Genomic DNA, 15,852 nt, shown 5'->3' with positions numbered 1-15,852 from the left:
CAAAGCCCACCTTATTTCGCGGGGGGGTCACGCCGCCGAGCGCTGACTGCGCAAGGCCACCGGGCCGGCGCGCTCTTCGATGGCCCGCTTCAGCTCGCTCCGCAGCCCCAGCAGGAATCCTGCCTCGACCACCACGAACAACGGCCCGACGATCAACCCGGTCAGGTCATCGACGAATGCCGGTTTGCGGCCTTCGTAATAGTGACCGACGAACTGGATCGCCCAGCCCACCACAAACATCCCCAGGCCACTGCCCAGCCATACCAATGTGCTTTGCGCGGCCAATACCTGCCCCAGCCACACGGCCAGGCCCAGCAGCAGCGTCATCAGCACACCCAGGCGCAACTCCAGGCGCAGGTAGAACCAGGCACTGGCCGCCGCGACCAATATTGCCGGCGACAGCAGTACCGCTCCCGTTGGCCAGCCCGGTCGTGACAGCAGCACGGCGACAGCGACGAAAATCAGCGGAATGCCAATGAAGTGGCTGGCGATGTTGCGCGGATCGCGGTGATAGGCGGCGTATTGACTGAGATGATCGACGAGGCTTTTCATTGTTGTTCCTCCTGAGGTGATGCCTGCATGATGCCCAGGATCTACAAGGCGTTCTGTCAGTTAGCCGACACTTCCCGGAGTTTCCATGAATTCGCACCCCTGGCATTCGCACCTGATGGCCGGCCACTGGTACAGCCATTTGCCCATTGAACTGCAGAATAGTCTGCTGGGCATTTCTCGCGTGCGGCGTCTTTCGCCGGGGCATCGGCTCTTCAAGCGCGGCGACCCGCCGTGTGGTCTTTACGCCGTGTTGGAAGGCGCGGTGCGGGTCGGTGCGGTCAACGAGCAGGGCAAAGAAGCGCTGCTGAGCGTGATCGAGGCTCCGCACTGGTTCGGTGAAATCTGTCTGTTCGATGGTCAGCCGCGTACCCACGACGCGGTGTGTGTGGGCCCTTGCACCTTGTTGCATCTACCTCAAGCGGCCTTGCTGGCATTGCTGGAAGAAGCGCCGGCCTACTGGCGGCACCTGGCCCTGCTGATGAGCCACAAACTGCGCCTGACCTTCATCAGCCTCGAACACCTGAGTCTGATGCCCGCCCCGGCCCGCGTCGCCCACCGTTTGCTGATGATCGCCGAAGGCTACGGTGAGACCGACGCGGTGCGCCAGGTCCTGCAGCTACCCCAGGAACAACTGGCATTGATGCTGTCGCTGTCGCGCCAGACCACCAACCAGATCCTCAAGGACCTGCAAAGCCAGGGCATCCTTCACCTCGGTTACGGCGAAATCGAGATCCTCGACATCGAGCGCCTGCGGGCGCTGAGTGCCACCTGAGTGATCTCACAATCAGTGTGGGTGCGGGTTTACCCGCGAAGGCGCCGGCAGATTCACCAGCACCGCAACTGATCCATCGCTTTCGTCGGATCGCCACCCGGCGCAAGCCCGCTCCCACAGGGAATTGCGGCCGACACAAAAAACTAGCGCAACCCCTCCCGAAACTGCCCTGGCGTCATCCCGGTCCAGCGCTTGAACGCGCGGCTGAAGCTGCTGGCGTCGGCAAAGCCCAGCAGGTAGCCGACTTCGCTCAACGAGCATTGGGGATCGCGCAGGTGCAGCAGCGCCAGGTTTTCCCTGCATTCGTTGAGCAGCGCGTCGAAGCGGCAGCCTTCGTCGGCCAGGTGTCGCTGCAGGCTGCGCAGGCTCAGGTGCATGGCTTGGGCGATGCGTTCGGCGCTGGGTTCACCTTCGGGTAGTTGGGCTTCGATGGCTGCACGCACCTTGCGCTCCCAGGTCAGCGGCTGGAGGTGGGCGAGGGTGCGCTTGAGCACCGCTTCGTTGTGTTCGGCCAGCTCCGGGTTGGCGTCGTCCAGGTGGCTGTCGAAGTCGGCGAGGCTGAACTCCAGGTAATCCTGTTCGGCGGCGAAATGCACCGGCGAGCGGAACGCTTTATGCCACGGCGCGGGGTCTGCCGGTTCAGGGCGGCGCAGGTACACCGCCAGCGGTGCGTAGTCGCGTCCCAGGCGGTTGCGACAGGTGCGCACGTAGATCGCGGTGAACGCGTCGATGGCTTCGAAAGCCGGCATGGGACGGCCCTGGGGCACATCAAGGGTGAAGCGGTAACGGTCTTGGCAGCGACTCAGTTGCAGCGTCAGCGCATCGCTGACCACCGGGTGATAGCGCACGATGCGCTCGAACACTTCCCGCAGGCTACCGCTGGCCACCAGGGCGTAACCCAAGGCGTGGAACGTCGTGGGGCTGACGAAGCGCGATACCCGCAGGCCGATGGCCGGATCGCCGCTGGCTTGCACCGCCAATGTCCATAAACGGGTGGTGGCTGACAGCGGGTAGCGGGCGTTCGGATCGTCCATCAACTGCGGGTCGAGCCCCGCCTCAAGACACAAGGCATGGCCATCCAGGCCCAGCGCATCGAGCTGTTTGCGCAGGGCGCGGGTCCAGCTGGCGAGGGTGGTGGGTTCGGTCATGATGATTGGCGCTTGCGGTCAACAGGTTGGCGTCTACGGCTATCACCCTGCGCAGCAACGCTGGTCAGGATGAGCACATCTCTAACAGAGGATTTAAGCCATGCATGGCCGTAGCGCAAGTCCCGAACGACTGAATGCACAACAGCGATCCGCCCATATTCGCCAAGTGGTATTGGCCCGAGGCGAAGCATTGCGCCGACGCTACCCGATCCTGCTCCATCAGGATGCCTTGGGTGCAGGCATTCTGGCGTTTGCCCTGGCGGGGATGATCGGATCGGCGCTGCTCTATATCAATGGACACCTGGCCGGCTGGGCATGCCTGCTGCTCAATGCCTTTTTCGCCTCGCTGACCCATGAGTTGGAACACGACCTGATCCACAGCATGTATTTCCGCAAGCAACGCTTGCCCCACAACCTGATGATGGGGCTGGTGTGGCTGGCGCGGCCGAGCACCATCAATCCGTGGATCCGCCGTCACCTGCACCTTAATCACCACAAGATGTCCGGCACCGAGGCCGACCTGGAAGAACGGGCCATCACCAACGGCGAACCCTGGGGGCCGCTGCGGTTGCTGATGGTCGGTGACAACGTCATGTCGGCGCTCATCCGTCTGTTGCGGGCCAGGACCTGGGCGCACAGGCGCAGCATCCTCAAACGCACGCTGAAAGTGTATTTCCCGCTGGCGTTGCTGCACTGGGGAGCCTGGTACATGTTTCTCGGTTTCCACGGAGCCAATGGCCTTGCCGGCCTGTTCGGTACCTCGATTGACTGGTCGGCGGACACCCTGGTGATGATGCACGTGATCAATATCGCGGCGGTGGTGATCATCGGCCCGAACGTGTTGCGCACCTTTTGCCTGCACTTCATCAGTTCCAACATGCATTACTACGGCGACGTCGAACCGGGCAATGTCATCCAGCAAACCCAGGTACTCAACCCGTGGTGGCTGTGGCCGTTGCAGGCGTTCTGCTTCAACTTCGGCAGCAGTCACGGCATCCATCATTTTGTGGTGAAGGAACCGTTCTATATCCGTCAACTGACGGTGCCGGTGGCACACGAGGTAATGCGTGAGATGGGGGTACGGTTCAATGACTTCGGCACCTTTGGCCGGGCGAACCGGTTCGTGCGTCAGGAGAGCGTCGCCAGGGAAGGTGGAGATACGGTCCGAGCTTGAGGCGGTCCGTGCGAAGAACAGCGGCGAAACCTGTGGCGGGGGAACAAGCTCCCTCGCCACAGGAATGGGTTATGACTAGAACTGATAGCTCACGGTAGCCGCCACGTTGCGCTCTTCGCCCAGGTAGCAGAAGCTCAGGCTGGCGCATGAGGCGATGTAGCTTTCGTTCGTCAGGTTGTTCGCGTTCAAGCGAACGTCCACGCCTTTTAATCCGACCTTGCCCAGGTCATACCCCACCGAAGCATCGAACAGCGTATAGGCCGGCACCTTCATGGTGTTCTCCGCGTCGGCCCAGCTGTAGCCGACGTAGCGCACGCCACCACCCAGGCGCAGGCCATCGAGCGCGCCGCTGTCGAAGCGGTAGTCAGCCCAGAGCGACGCCATGTGGCGTGGGGCCTGGGTCGGCGAGTTGCCCTTGTTTTCGATGATGTCGGTGGCGCTGCTGAGGGTGCTGATCATCGATTTCGAATATTCGATGTCGGTAAAGGTGTAGCTGCCCAGCATCTTGAGCTGCTCGGTCAGTTGCAGGTGCGCTTCCAGCTCCAGGCCCTGGGAGCGTACGGCTCCGATGGCGCGGTAGAAATTTTCCTGGGGCAGTTTTGTCGCCAGGTTCTCCTGGTCGATGCGGAACAGCGAGGCCGTGTACAGGTCGTCGGTGCCCGGCGGCTGGTATTTCAAGCCCAGTTCCCACTGCTTGCCGTCGGTGGGCGGCAGCGGGTTGCCGGCGCTGTCGGCATAGGAGTTGGGGTTGAACGACTCGGAATAGCTGATGTACGGCGCCAGGCCGTTGTCAAACAGGTACAGCGCGCCGGCGCGGCCGGTGAGCTTGGTGCGCTTTTCGTTGATCTCGGTGCCTTGCGGGCGGCCGGATTCGGCAATGCGGTTTTCATCGGAGGTCTCGACCCAATCCTGGCGCAGCCCCAGGGAGAAGCGCCAATGGTCCAGCTCGATCAGATCCTGCAGGTAGACGCCGGTCTGCTCCAGGCGCCGCAGGTAGCTGGTGGGGCTGAAGTAGGTAATGGCGGTGTTGCCGTAGCTCGGGTCGAAGGCATTGATCGGGGCCAGGCTGCCGCTGGTCCAATCGACCACGGTCTTGCGTCGCTGGTAGTCGGCGCCCATCAGCAGGGTGTGCTTCATCGCACCGGTCAAGAACTCGGCTTGCAGCATGTTATCGACAATGAAGGAGTGGAGTTTTTCTTCGGCGCCGGTGTAGTAGCGGTTCAGTTCATTGCTGGTGGGCGTGGTCCAGCCGAAGGCGTAGACCTGGTCGTTCTTGACCTCCGAATTCAGATAGCGGAAGTTCTGCCGGGCCGTGAACATGTCGTTGAAGCGATGTTCGAACTGGTAGCCGAACGACTGCTGGTCACGTTCATAGCGGTCGATGCCAGGCTCGCCTTCGAAGAAGTGTTCGGAAATCCGCCGGCCGTTGCGCGGGTGCAAGGCGCCATCGGCCGGCATGCCACCGTGGTAGCCGCCATCGGGGTCATGCTGCAGGTAGGCCTGGAGCGTCAGCGAGGTGTCTTCGCTGAAGTCGATATTCACCGTGGGCGCCAGGGCGAAGCGCTTTTCCTTGTTGTGGTCGAACTGGGTGTCGGAGGTGTCCGCCAGGCCGATCAGGCGATAGGTGAGGCGTTGTTCGTCATCCACCGGGCCGGTGAAATCGAAGCCCATGCAGCGCTGGCCCTGGGTGCCGACCGTGGCCTGGACCTGGCGGTAGGCCTCGTACAAGGGTTTCTTGCTGGTGAGTGCCACCAGGCCTCCTGGGGAGCTGCGGCCATAGAGCACCGAGGACGGTCCCTTGAGGATATCGACCCGCTCCAGGAAATAGGGGTCGACCTGCATGGAGCTGTAGGTCCCGCTGTCCCCCATGGACTTGAGGCCGTCCAGGTAGATGTTGTCCACCGAACCGTCGTTGAAACCGCGCATGGCCACGTAGTCGTAACGGTGGGTCGCGCCGTAGGGGTTGGTCAGCACGCCGGGGGTATAACGCATGGCCTGGGACACGGTTTGCGCACCCTGGTCATCCATCTGTTCTCGGGTGACCACGGACACGCTCTGCGAGGTTTCCCGCAGTGCGGTGCTGGTCTTGGTGGCGACCTGGCTATGGGTGGCATTGTAGCCCTCCATGCTGCCCAAGGCATTGCCCAACGCAAAACCCCGGATGTCCGTGGTCGGCAGTTCCAGGGTGTTGTCGGCGGGGGCGGCTTGCAGCACGTAGCTGCTGCCATCCTGGCTGACGGCGACCAGCCCCGATCCGCTGAGCAGATGGCTCAGGGCCTGGTCGGGCGAGTAGTCCCCCTTGAGTCCGGGGGATTGAACACCGTTGGTCTGTGCCGGCGTGCTGGCCAGGGTGATGCCTGCCTGGCGGGCGAATTGATTCAATACCTCGTTCAACGGGCCTGGAGCGATGTTGTAGCGCTGATGGCTGGTTGTCACGCCATTGTCGGCAGCGACCGTCAGCAGCGGCAGGACGCCGATACCCAGTACAGTGGAGAACAGCGCGGCGTGGACGGTCTGGTGCAACAGGCCCGGTTGTGAAGAGCGGGCGAGGGCATTACGGTGAAGTGAGCGCTCAGTCATTGTAGGTTCCATTGGAGTCGCTGAAGGCAGATAAGCGTTGCTTACTGTCCTAGCCGGACACCGGCCGGAAACCCGCCAAAAAAAAATCAGACCCGGCGCTCCACCGTGACCCACCACCGGGTTCGGTAGCGTATCTGCACCGCGAGCGTGCGGGGCAAAACAGCCAGCAGCTTGTCGGTGTCCTCCAGGCGAAATACCCCCGACAGGCGCAGATCGGCAATGGCCGCCGTGCATTTCAGATAACCCGGGCGGTAGCGGCCTACCTCGTTGAGGAAGTCCTCCAGGCGCATGTTGCGTGTGACAATCAACCCATCCGTCCAGGCGCCGGCGTCCATATCCGGCGATGGCGCCAGCGTCGCGGACGACGGGGTGATCACGTAGCTTTGCCCGGCACTCACCTGCATGGGCGCGCCGCTGGCGCTGGGATGGGAGCGGATCGCCACCGTGCCGTGGGTGACGCTCAAGCGCGTGCAATCGCTGTCCTGGCGCACGACGAAGCGCCCTTCGACGCTTTCGAACAGGCCGTGGCGGCTTTGTACTCGCAACGGGTGTGCGGTATCGCGGTTGCAGGTGAGCATGATTTCACCGCGCAGCAGGGTCACCCGGCGATGGTCGGCGTTGAAGTCCACGTTGGCGGCACTGTGGGTGTTGAGTTCAAGTCGGGTACCGTCCGGCAGTTGGAAGCCGCGTCGTTCACCCGTGGCGGTGGCGAAGTCGGCGCTCCACGGTTGCCATTGCGAATTTTTCCCCAGCCATGCTGCGCCACCCACCAGCACGAGGCCCGACAGCAGCTTCAGTGCCTGGCGACGAGCAAGGCCCTTGGCACTGTTTTCCAAGGTATCGAGGGCCGTATGAACGCCGGGCACTGCCCGTAGGTTCGCGGTCAGTTCGCTGTGCAGCGATTGCACCCGTTGCCAGGCCAGTTCGTGGGCCGGGTCGGTAGCGCGCCAGGCGTCACACTGTCGGCGCAGGGCGGGATCGCAAGCGTGGTCGCGCAGGCGCAGCAACCAATTGATCGCTTGCCTGACGACCTGCTGCGGCGGGCCGCTGCGGTGGATCCGGGTGTTATCCAGCGGCTCAGCTTTCATAGCGCAACACATAGCAGTGGTATAGCGCATCGGCCACATGACGCTCCACCGAGCGCAACGAGATACCCATCTGTTCGGCGATCTGCTTGTAGGTCAGGCCCTCGCACTGGGCCAGCACAAAGGCCCGGCGTACTTTCGGCTTGAGGCCTTCGAGCATCCGCGCAATGGCTTCCAGCAGTTCCAGGATCAAGGCTTGGGCTTCGGCACCCGGGGTTTCGGCTTGTGGCAGGTGGGCGATGGTTTCGAGGTAGGCGCGCTCGATTTCTTCCCGCCGCCAGTGGTCGATCACCAGGCCCTGGGCGATGGTGCGCAGGAATGCCCGCGGAGCCTTGAGTTCCAGGCGCTCGCTGCGTTGCAACAGGCGGACGAACGTGTCGTGGGCCAGGTCCGCCGCATCGGCAGCATTGCCCAATCGGCTGCGCAGCCATGTATTGAGCCAGCCGTGATGATTGCTGTAGAGCGCCTGTACTGCAAACTCGGAAGATGACATGAACGCGACGGGCCTGACGTTGCAAATGATAATGTGTCGCATTGTCATCATGGGCTGGTGAATTTGCAACCACCGTTCACCCCGCCGGGGCCTTCCGTCGCCCATTTCTTCTAAACGCTAATTTTTTCCAGCCTTTGGCCGACAGCTTGATATGTGTGCACCAAAGTGGAGCAGGCCACACGTCCTGCCCGCGCTGTTACATGGATCGTGCAACCGGAACGCACCCCCACTCCCTGCATAAGAAGCCTCATCGATGAATTTGAAATTCAGTCATAAAATCCTTCTGGCCGCCTCTGGTGTGGTGGTTCTGGCGTTTGCCCTGTTCACCCTCTACAACGATTATCTGCAACGCAACACCATCGGCCGCAGCCTCGAATCTTCCATCGAGCAATCCGGTGACCTGACGGCCAGCAGCGTGCAGAACTGGATGAGCGGGCGCGTGCTGGTGCTGGAAAACCTGGCGCAGAACATTGCGCACCAGGGTGCTAACGCCGATCTGGCGGGGTTGGTCGACCAGCCGGCGCTGACGTCGAATTTCCAGTTCACTTACGTAGGCCAGGCCAACGGGGTATTCACCCAGCGTCCTGACGCAAAAATGCCCGACGGCTACGACCCGCGTCAGCGCCCTTGGTACAAACAGGCGGTGAGCGCCGACAAGACCATGCTGACCCCACCTTATTCGGCCGCCGTCGGTGGGCTGGTGGTGACCATTGCCCTGCCGGTGAAGAAGAGCGGTGAATTGCTGGGTGTGGTGGGCGGCGATCTCAGCCTGGATACCCTGGTTAAAATCATCAACTCGGTGGACTTCGGTGGCATCGGCCATGCTTTCCTGGTCAGTGGTGACGGTCAGGTGATCGTCAGCCCGGACAAGGACCAGGTGATGAAGAACCTCAAGGACATCTACCCCGGTACGCCTGTGCGCATCGGCAAAGGTATCCAGGACGTCGAGCTGAACGGGCAGGATCGTATCCTTTCGTTCACTCCGGTGACCGGCCTGCCGGGCGCCGAGTGGTACATCGGCCTGTCGATCGACAAGGCCAAGGCCTATGCGCCGCTGAGCCAGTTCCGTACATCCGCGCTGATTGCGATGTTTGTCGCGGTCGCGGCCATCGCGTTGCTGCTGAGCCTGTTGATTCAGGTATTGATGCGTCCGCTGACCACCATGGGCCGTGCCATGCAGGACATTGCCCAGGGCGAAGGCGACCTGACCCGGCGTCTGGTCGTGCAAGGCAAGGATGAGTTCGCGGTGTTGGGTGGCTCGTTCAACCAGTTCGTGGAGCGGATCCACGCCTCGATTTCCGAAGTGTCGTCCGCCACCCGCCAGGTGCATGACCTGTCGCAGCGCGTGATGACGTCGTCCAACGCCTCTCTCGTCGGTTCGGATGAACAGAGCGCCCGCACCAATAGCGTGGCGGCAGCCATCAACCAGCTGGGTGCCGCGACCCAGGAAATCGCCCGCAATGCCGCCGACGCCTCGCAACAGGCCAGCGGTGCCAGCGAACAGGCCGACGACGGTCGTCAGGTAGTTGAAAAAACCATCCAGGCCATGACGGAGCTGTCGCAGAAAATCAGCCTTTCGTGCACCCAGATCGAAACCCTGAACGCCAGCACCGACAACATCGGGCACATCCTGGACGTGATCAAGGGCATTTCCCAGCAGACCAATCTGCTGGCCTTGAACGCCGCCATCGAAGCGGCGCGCGCCGGTGAAGCCGGACGTGGTTTCGCGGTGGTGGCCGATGAAGTGCGCAACCTGGCGCACCGCACCCAGGAGTCGGCGGAAGAAATCCACAAGATGATCACCTCGCTTCAGGTCGGCTCCCGTGAAGCGGTGATGACGATGAACGCCAGCCAGATGTCCAGCGAAGAAAGCGTGGAAGTGGCCAACCAGGCCGGCCTGCGGCTGGTCAGCGTGACGCAGCGGATCGGTGAAATCGATGGCATGAACCAGTCGGTGGCCGCCGCGACCGAAGAACAGAGCGCCGTGGTGGAAACCCTCAACATGGATGTCAGCCACATCAACCTGCTGAATCAGCAAAGCGTGGCCAACCTCAATGAAACCCTGAAGGACTGCGATGCCTTGTCCCAACAGGCCAATCGGCTGAAGCAACTGGTGGACAGCTTCAAGATCTGATCCAGTATTGTGGGAGCGGGCTTGCTCGCGAAAGCGGAGTATCAGCAAATCACTTGTTGGCTGACACACCGCCTTCGCGAGCAAGCCCGCTCCCACAAGGGGACTACCTAGGCGAACATTTTCTGCACATTCCCCATGGCCTCATCGGCAAAGCCTTGCAGGAAATCCCTGAACCCCGACGGCGAATGGGCATCGGTGTGGTCGGCGATGATGGTCCAGGTGGCGCGGCAGCGGTTATTCGCCAAGGGCTCGACGCGCATCGCGGCCCACAGGTTGTCGATGCCCAGGGTGTTGTAGATCAGCGTCCAGGTCATGTGCATGGCCTGGTCGTCACGGCTGTTGAGCTGTTCCACCACCAGGTTCTGCCCATCGACAAAGAACTTCTTGCGCAGGGACCTCACCCCCTCGCCGGTCATTTCGATACGCGCAAGCGCCGGAATGAAACGGTTGAAACCGCCAAAGTCGCCCACCAATTCCCAGACCTTGGCCGCGTCGGCCGCGACCTCCACTGAGGTTTCGACGTGGCAGGCTTGAGGATTCCTGATCAGGGTGTCGGGTTGAAATGCATTCATGGTCTTGCTCCTTGCTTTTGGGTTGGATGGCTTCAGATGAAGTCGATGGCTTTGAGGTAGTCGGCGCCGCGCCGCAGTAGGGCCGGGGATTTTTCCGGGTAGCGGGCACCCATCTGCCGCACCCCGGTCCGGGCGTTGTCGTGGCGGATCATCGAAATGTCGCCGATGTCTTCCTCAAAGCCGTTGAGGTAGAACCCCAGCACACCGAACAGCGCGTTGTCGGCATCGACCCGGCCCAGTTGCCGTTGCCAGTCCGCGACGCTGACCAGGGAAAACTCCCGGCCGCTGTCGCGGAACGACGCTACGTAGGCGTCCCAGCTCAAAGGCTCGGGGTTGTGCAGGTTGAACACCGCTTGTGTGGGCTGGTAGCGGCTGGCGTGAAAGGCGATGAAGCGGGCCAGGAAGTCCACCGGCATCAGATCGAAGTTGAGCGACAGATCCGGCACCTGGCCCAGTTGGATCGAGCCCTTGAGCATCAGCATCAAGCGATTCTTATGGGGCTGGCAGACCCCGGTCAGGCTGTTGAAGCTGATGTTGCCCGGGCGGAACAGGTTAACCCATACCCCGCGGTCCCGTGCCCGTTGCAGGATCCGTTCGCCGACCCATTTGGACAGGTTGTAGCCGTTCTTGATGTAGATCGGTGGCGTCGGTGCGGCGGGCTGTTCCAGGACCTGGCCGTCGGCGTCCAAGGCACTGGAGGCCGACAATGTGGAGACGAAATTGAAGATCTTCTTGCTGCGCCCTTCACACAGGCGAAGGCATTCGAAGATCGGCTCCACGTTGTCCCGCGCCAGGGACTCGTAGTCGAGCACGTGATTGACGTGGGCGGCGTTGTGCACCAGGGCGCCAAAGGTCCGGTCGATACGGGTGTAGACATCGTCCGGTAAACCCAATTGCGGTTGGGTGATGTCGGCGGCATAGACGCTGACCCGGCTCAGATCCAGATGCGTCAGGCGATTGTCCCGCAGGGCCTGGGAAAAGCGTTCTGCCGCGCTCTGTCCGGCGGACGCGCGCACCAGGCAGGCCACTTCGGTGGCGCCCCAGGCCAGCAGCGCCTCGACAATGTGTACGCCGAGAAAGCTGTTGGCCCCGGTTACCACCACTTTGTGCACATCACCGCATTGGCTGATGGGCAGCGGTTCGATGTTGAGTTCGGCTTCGGCATCGATGAAGGCCTGGGGACTGAGCACCGATGTGTCGCTTTGTTCGGGACCGTCGAGCAGCTTCGCCAAGGTCATCAGCGTCGGCGCCTCGATGAAGCGATTGATCGACAGGCTGCGGCCGAAGGTCTGGCGAATGCTCAGCAGCAATTGCGACAGCAGGATCGAATGCCCGCCCAGGTTGAAGAAACTTTCGTCCGTGGCAATGTCTTCGGCCGGCAGCTCCAGCAGCTCGGCCCACAATTGCTGCAACTGGGTTTCCAGCGGGTTCTGCGGCTGGCGTCGTTGGCCGCCGGCCTGGACCTGCACCGACAGGGTGAGCAAGGCGCGGCGATCGACCTTGCCGTTGCTGGTGTAGGGCAGGCTGGGCAGTTCGATATAGGCGCCCGGGTGCATGTAGCTGGGCAACGTGTCCTGCACATGCTCGCGCAGCGCCTGAAGGGCGGCGCCGGGCTGGTCTTCCCGGGGATGGACCAGGAACGCCAGGATCCTTCGGCGCTCGTCCACACCCACCGCCACCTGGCGGAACAATTGGCACTCGCGCAGGCAATGTTCGATTTCCTCGGGTTCGACCCGAAAACCCCGGATCTTCACCTGGTTGTCGCGCCGGCCGCACAGTTCGATGCCGTTGTCGCTCCACTGGCCGATGTCGCCGGTGCGATAGACCTGCAGCCTTTGCCCGTCTGGCAGGGTCAGGTCGAGATACCGCGTGGCCGTCAGTGTCGGGTCGTGCAGATACCCCAGGCCGACGCCCGGCCCGGCGATGTAGAGCTCACCGGGTACGCCTTGGGGCACCGGTTGCAGCTGTTCATCGAGGATCAGCACTCGAGCGTTGGCGATGGGCACGCCGAGGTTGCGGTTGTTATCACCCACGCCAAACTGCCGCGTGGTGGCAAGTACCGTGGTTTCAGTCGGGCCATAGATATTGTGGAAGCGGCATTGGGGCGCGAGTCGCTCGATCACGAACGGCTCACAGACATCCCCTCCGGTGATCAGGTGCGCCAGGCCCAGCGGTGCCTCCAGCGGCAACACGCTCAGTAGCGCCGGCGGTAGAAAGGCGTGGCTGACCCGCTGCTCGTGAATCAACGCCACCAGTTGCTGCGGATCGCGGCGCTGGTCTTCGCTGGGCACCACCAGCAATGCGCCCTGGAGGAAGGTCGGGAGGATATCCAGCAGCGACGCATCGAAGTTGATGGTGGAGAACTGCAACGCCCGGCTGTCGCGCTGCAACCCGACGTAATCGCTGTACCAGGCACAGAAATGGCTGAGGTTGCGATGGCTGAGCAGCACGCCTTTGGGTTGGCCGGTGGTGCCGGAGGTGTAGATCGCCACGGCCGGCTCGTCGATGGCCACCGAGCGGCGGATCAGCGAGACGGGGATGCCCGGCTTGAGCGCTGGCAGCCTATGTATGTTCAGCGCGGGCACGGGCAGATCGCCCAAGTCGCTGTCGCCATCGTGCAGCAGCAGGTCGGCCTTGGCGCTTTCCAGGATGAAGCGTCGACGCTGCACGGGGTGTTGCGGGTCCAGTGGCAGGTACACGGCGCCACAGCCCAGCACGGCCAGGATTGCCGCATATAACGGCGCGGATTTGGACAGACACACCGCAATCACCATTTGAGAGCTAGGCTTGTGGGTGCAAGGCTTGCCCGGGACGAATGACTCGGTCTGGTTGGGTACCGCTGTGTCGACATCGCGGGCAAGCCTTGCTCCTACGGATTGCGCGTGTCCCAGCCGTTCCAGCATTGCCTGCTGCAACCTCAGCGCCTGGGTGCGCAAGGTCTTGTAGTCGGTGAGCTGGCCTTCGACCCACAGCGCCGGTTGCACCGCATCATCGAGCATGCGTTGTTCGATGCCGTGCATCACCGGCACTTCGGCGGCGGCCAGCAGCCAGGGCACTGGCGGCCGGTTGAGGCCATGCTCGAAGGCCAGCGTGTCCAGCGCATCGAGCCCCTGTAACGGGTGTTCGGCAGCGTCGGCCTGTACCGTCGGCCAGTGATTGAGGCCGGTGTCATCCCGGGATAATTGGCTGACCAGCCGCGCCCCGATCTCAACTACCACCGCCAGGGCCTGTAGCCGCAAGGACTGACCGTTGCCGCTTTGCGGAGCTATCACCTCCTGGCATAACAGCCGCTGCGCACCGTCGCGAAAAATAATGACTGGTTGCGGCAATGCTTCGCCGGGCACCGTTCGCAGCGCTACGCGCACCTCAAGGCGTGAGCGGACTTCAATGGCGCACGGCGCCGTACCATCGTCGATCAACAAGTCGACCGCCGGAGATTGAATCGTCACGACACCATGGCCGTGCAGTTCAAGTTCCTGGGCCAGTTCGGCCATGGCCTGGCTGGTGCCAGGCACTGCAATTTCGAGGCGTCTCATCGGCAGCTCCTCATGGGGTCAGGTAATCGGCCAGGGCATCGCGCACGCAGGGGGAGGCGAGCATCGAACTGCTGCGGAAAAAGCGGGTGATGTTGCCCACCAGTGGATGGAAGCGATTGATGGGGTAGGCCAGCGCGCCGGCCTCTTCGCGCAGGGACTGGCGCACAGATTCGTCGACGGGCAGATGGGCGATCAGCTCGAAATCGAAGGCCTGCTGCAGATCGCTCGCCAGGTACTGGACGATGAAGCCAGGCATCAGCCGGGCAATCGCCTGCTGGTCTTCTTCGGGGGCTGCGCGCCAGTACATCTGCACCAGCCGCGTCCAGAAACCCGAGTGCCGTCCCTCGTCCATCAAATGATCGGCCATCAGACCCTTGATCGACGCCTTGACCGAGTCGTCCCGGGCGAATGCGGCGACTTCGTTGGTCACGGTGTTCTCGGCGATCGCGATGCAGATAAGCTCCACGGCGCTTTGCAGATGTTCCGGCGCCTGGGCCAGCGTCGCCGGTATCGCGCGGCTGAGTTCGATCTGGGGCGGCAACGGAATCGGCTCGATGCCGGTCATGTCGATGGTCTGTTGCATGAAATCCATCGCCACCAGCGCGTGATAATCCTCGTCCACCACTACCGTCATCGCGTCGTAGCGACAGGCGAACGGGAACTCGATGCCGAAGCGATTCTTGGCGATGCGCCGGGCGGTGTGGTCCACCAGTTCGGTCTCGAAGATCACCACGTCGTTGATGAACTTGTAGAGGCTCTGCACCAGCGCGTAGTCGCGCAGTTGCGGACAATGGCTGAGAAAGGTCTGGCTGTGCACCAGGGGCTGGCGGCTCATGGGGAAGATCAGCTTGCCGTCATTTTCGACCCGGCGCCGTGGCCGGGTACGGATCGTGGCGCGGCTTTCCCAGGCGTCGGCGAAGGACTGGTATTGGATGGCGTTCATGGCGTCACCTGCGCGAGCGGTTGGGCCATGCTCTGGCGCAGGCCATCCCACAGGGCCGCTCGACTGTGAACGGCGGCGAGCGCGGCGGACAGCACCTCGGTTTCGCGCTGCGGGTCGCCATCGATCAAGCGGGCCAACAGTTTCTCCGCCGCAGGGCCGTGGTCTTCGGAGTCGACTTCGATGTGCCGTTGCAGGTAGTACCGGAACGTCGGCGCCTGATCCAGGCCGATGCCCCAGGCGTCCAGCATGCGCTGGAACATCTGCGGGATGACACTTTCGCGACCATGCACGAACGCGGCGGCTACGCTGTGGGCTGGGGCATGCAGGGCAGTGTGCAGGGTCTGGCGAACGAAGCGGGCCGCCGCGGGTTCAACCTCGACGCTATCCAAGGCGGTTTCGGGGCTGACGCCTTCCTGTTGCAAGGTAATGAATTGCTCGATCGCCCGGGTATCCGCACCGACTTCGCGCATGGCGTCCAGGTACAGTTCGAAATGGCTGCAGTACCCTGCGCCGGGGCGATCGTCGGACTCTTCGCCCAGTACGATTTCATTGATCAGGCGTGCCGCTTGCGGATCGGCCGGTGGCAGCCAGGGCAGATGGATGCAGGTCAGTTCCCGTTGCAGCCGCTTGGTCAGCGACATGAAATCCCACACGGCAAAAACGTGGCTTTCCATAAAGCGGCGTAACAGGTCGATTGATGTTATTTCGGAAAAAACAGGGTGTTGGCCAAGTTCACGTTTTTTCAAAAAAAGTTGTTCTTTTGTTGGCTGCATTTGAACGTCCTCATCAATGATGTTTGTCCGTCAGGGTGCCCCGGGCCTTTAATAAGGCGAGCGGGTGCCTGAACCGGAATCCATGAATTA

The 15,852-nt window shown here is 62.3% G+C and carries 12 protein-coding genes; 3 read left to right on the top strand and 9 right to left on the bottom strand.

From position 1 onward, the window contains the following. Positions 1–27: 27 nt before the first annotated feature. Positions 28–552, bottom strand: coding sequence for a DUF962 domain-containing protein (locus tag FBY02_RS19015; RefSeq protein WP_144929782.1), 525 nt, complete (start codon positions 550–552; stop codon positions 28–30). A gap of 85 nt (positions 553–637) precedes the next feature. On the opposite strand from FBY02_RS19015, the gene FBY02_RS19010 reads away from it, so the two are divergent. Further along, complete coding sequence (locus FBY02_RS19010; RefSeq protein ID WP_144929781.1) at positions 638–1,324, top strand: Crp/Fnr family transcriptional regulator; 687 nt, start codon at positions 638–640, stop codon at positions 1,322–1,324. A gap of 143 nt (positions 1,325–1,467) precedes the next feature. Here the strand turns inward: FBY02_RS19010 and FBY02_RS19005 are convergent, their stop codons facing one another. Then, positions 1,468–2,472 (bottom strand): AraC family transcriptional regulator, encoded by a 1,005-nt coding sequence (locus FBY02_RS19005; RefSeq protein ID WP_144929780.1) that lies wholly within the window; start codon positions 2,470–2,472, stop codon positions 1,468–1,470. Positions 2,473–2,572: 100 nt separating this feature from the next. Here FBY02_RS19005 and FBY02_RS19000 point away from each other — a divergent pair, with 100 nt between their 5' ends. Then, positions 2,573–3,646 (top strand): fatty acid desaturase, encoded by a 1,074-nt coding sequence (locus FBY02_RS19000; RefSeq protein WP_144929779.1) that lies wholly within the window; start codon positions 2,573–2,575, stop codon positions 3,644–3,646. A 75-nt stretch (positions 3,647–3,721) separates the two neighbouring features. On the opposite strand, the gene FBY02_RS18995 is transcribed toward FBY02_RS19000, so the two are convergent. From FBY02_RS18995 to FBY02_RS18985, 3 genes are all read right to left on the bottom strand, one after another. Next, complete coding sequence (locus tag FBY02_RS18995; protein WP_144929778.1) at positions 3,722–6,226, bottom strand: TonB-dependent siderophore receptor; 2,505 nt, start codon at positions 6,224–6,226, stop codon at positions 3,722–3,724. Between the two features lie 86 nt (positions 6,227–6,312). Next, on the bottom strand, positions 6,313–7,314 hold the full coding sequence (locus tag FBY02_RS18990; protein ID WP_144929777.1) for a FecR domain-containing protein: 1,002 nt from the start codon (positions 7,312–7,314) through the stop codon (positions 6,313–6,315). Continuing rightward, a complete protein-coding gene (locus tag FBY02_RS18985) occupies positions 7,304–7,804 on the bottom strand; it encodes a sigma-70 family RNA polymerase sigma factor (RefSeq protein WP_144929776.1) in 501 nt (166 codons plus the stop codon). Before FBY02_RS18985 ends, FBY02_RS18990 begins: the two co-directional genes overlap by 11 nt. A gap of 253 nt (positions 7,805–8,057) precedes the next feature. On the opposite strand from FBY02_RS18985, the gene FBY02_RS18980 reads away from it, so the two are divergent. Continuing rightward, on the top strand, positions 8,058–9,938 hold the full coding sequence (locus FBY02_RS18980) for a methyl-accepting chemotaxis protein (RefSeq protein ID WP_144929775.1): 1,881 nt from the start codon (positions 8,058–8,060) through the stop codon (positions 9,936–9,938). A gap of 107 nt (positions 9,939–10,045) precedes the next feature. Here the strand turns inward: FBY02_RS18980 and FBY02_RS18975 are convergent, their stop codons facing one another. Genes FBY02_RS18975 through FBY02_RS18960 form a run of 4 tightly spaced genes read right to left on the bottom strand, consistent with a single transcriptional unit; the run spans position 10,046 to position 15,762 of the window. Then, positions 10,046–10,510: an SRPBCC family protein gene (locus tag FBY02_RS18975; RefSeq protein ID WP_144929774.1), complete on the bottom strand. Its 465-nt coding sequence runs from the start codon at positions 10,508–10,510 to the stop codon at positions 10,046–10,048. 32 nt (positions 10,511–10,542) lie between these two features. Then, on the bottom strand, positions 10,543–14,046 hold the full coding sequence (locus FBY02_RS18970) for a non-ribosomal peptide synthetase (protein ID WP_144929773.1): 3,504 nt from the start codon (positions 14,044–14,046) through the stop codon (positions 10,543–10,545). 10 nt (positions 14,047–14,056) lie between these two features. Next, the gene (locus FBY02_RS18965; RefSeq protein ID WP_144929772.1) at positions 14,057–14,989 is read right to left on the bottom strand and encodes a diiron oxygenase; all 933 of its coding nucleotides are present in this window, start codon (positions 14,987–14,989) and stop codon (positions 14,057–14,059) included. Further along, positions 14,986–15,762 (bottom strand): DUF3050 domain-containing protein, encoded by a 777-nt coding sequence (locus FBY02_RS18960; RefSeq protein WP_144929771.1) that lies wholly within the window; start codon positions 15,760–15,762, stop codon positions 14,986–14,988. Before FBY02_RS18960 ends, FBY02_RS18965 begins: the two co-directional genes overlap by 4 nt. Positions 15,763–15,852: the final 90 nt, after the last annotated feature.

The organism is Pseudomonas sp. SJZ078 (assembly GCF_007828255.1).
In the GTDB taxonomy this organism is placed as follows: Bacteria; Pseudomonadota; Gammaproteobacteria; order Pseudomonadales; family Pseudomonadaceae; genus Aquipseudomonas.
Note: the sequence above shows the minus strand (reverse complement) of the source record. Positions and strands in the feature narration are given on the sequence as shown.

Excerpts from the sequence above, each read along its gene's own strand:
- FBY02_RS19010 (WP_144929781.1), top strand. The coding sequence starts at position 638 with ATGAATTCGCACCCCTGGCATTCGCACCTGATGGCCGGCCACTGGTAC.
- FBY02_RS18970 (WP_144929773.1), bottom strand. The coding sequence starts at position 14,046 with ATGAGACGCCTCGAAATTGCAGTGCCTGGCACCAGCCAGGCCATGGCC.
- FBY02_RS18990 (WP_144929777.1), bottom strand. The coding sequence starts at position 7,314 with ATGAAAGCTGAGCCGCTGGATAACACCCGGATCCACCGCAGCGGCCCG.
- FBY02_RS18975 (WP_144929774.1), bottom strand. The coding sequence starts at position 10,510 with ATGAATGCATTTCAACCCGACACCCTGATCAGGAATCCTCAAGCCTGC.
- FBY02_RS18995 (WP_144929778.1), bottom strand. The coding sequence starts at position 6,226 with ATGACTGAGCGCTCACTTCACCGTAATGCCCTCGCCCGCTCTTCACAA.
- FBY02_RS19000 (WP_144929779.1), top strand. The coding sequence starts at position 2,573 with ATGCATGGCCGTAGCGCAAGTCCCGAACGACTGAATGCACAACAGCGA.
- FBY02_RS18965 (WP_144929772.1), bottom strand. The coding sequence starts at position 14,989 with ATGAACGCCATCCAATACCAGTCCTTCGCCGACGCCTGGGAAAGCCGC.
- FBY02_RS19015 (WP_144929782.1), bottom strand. The coding sequence starts at position 552 with ATGAAAAGCCTCGTCGATCATCTCAGTCAATACGCCGCCTATCACCGC.
- FBY02_RS18960 (WP_144929771.1), bottom strand. The coding sequence starts at position 15,762 with ATGCAGCCAACAAAAGAACAACTTTTTTTGAAAAAACGTGAACTTGGC.
- FBY02_RS19005 (WP_144929780.1), bottom strand. The coding sequence starts at position 2,472 with ATGACCGAACCCACCACCCTCGCCAGCTGGACCCGCGCCCTGCGCAAA.
- FBY02_RS18980 (WP_144929775.1), top strand. The coding sequence starts at position 8,058 with ATGAATTTGAAATTCAGTCATAAAATCCTTCTGGCCGCCTCTGGTGTG.
- FBY02_RS18985 (WP_144929776.1), bottom strand. The coding sequence starts at position 7,804 with ATGTCATCTTCCGAGTTTGCAGTACAGGCGCTCTACAGCAATCATCAC.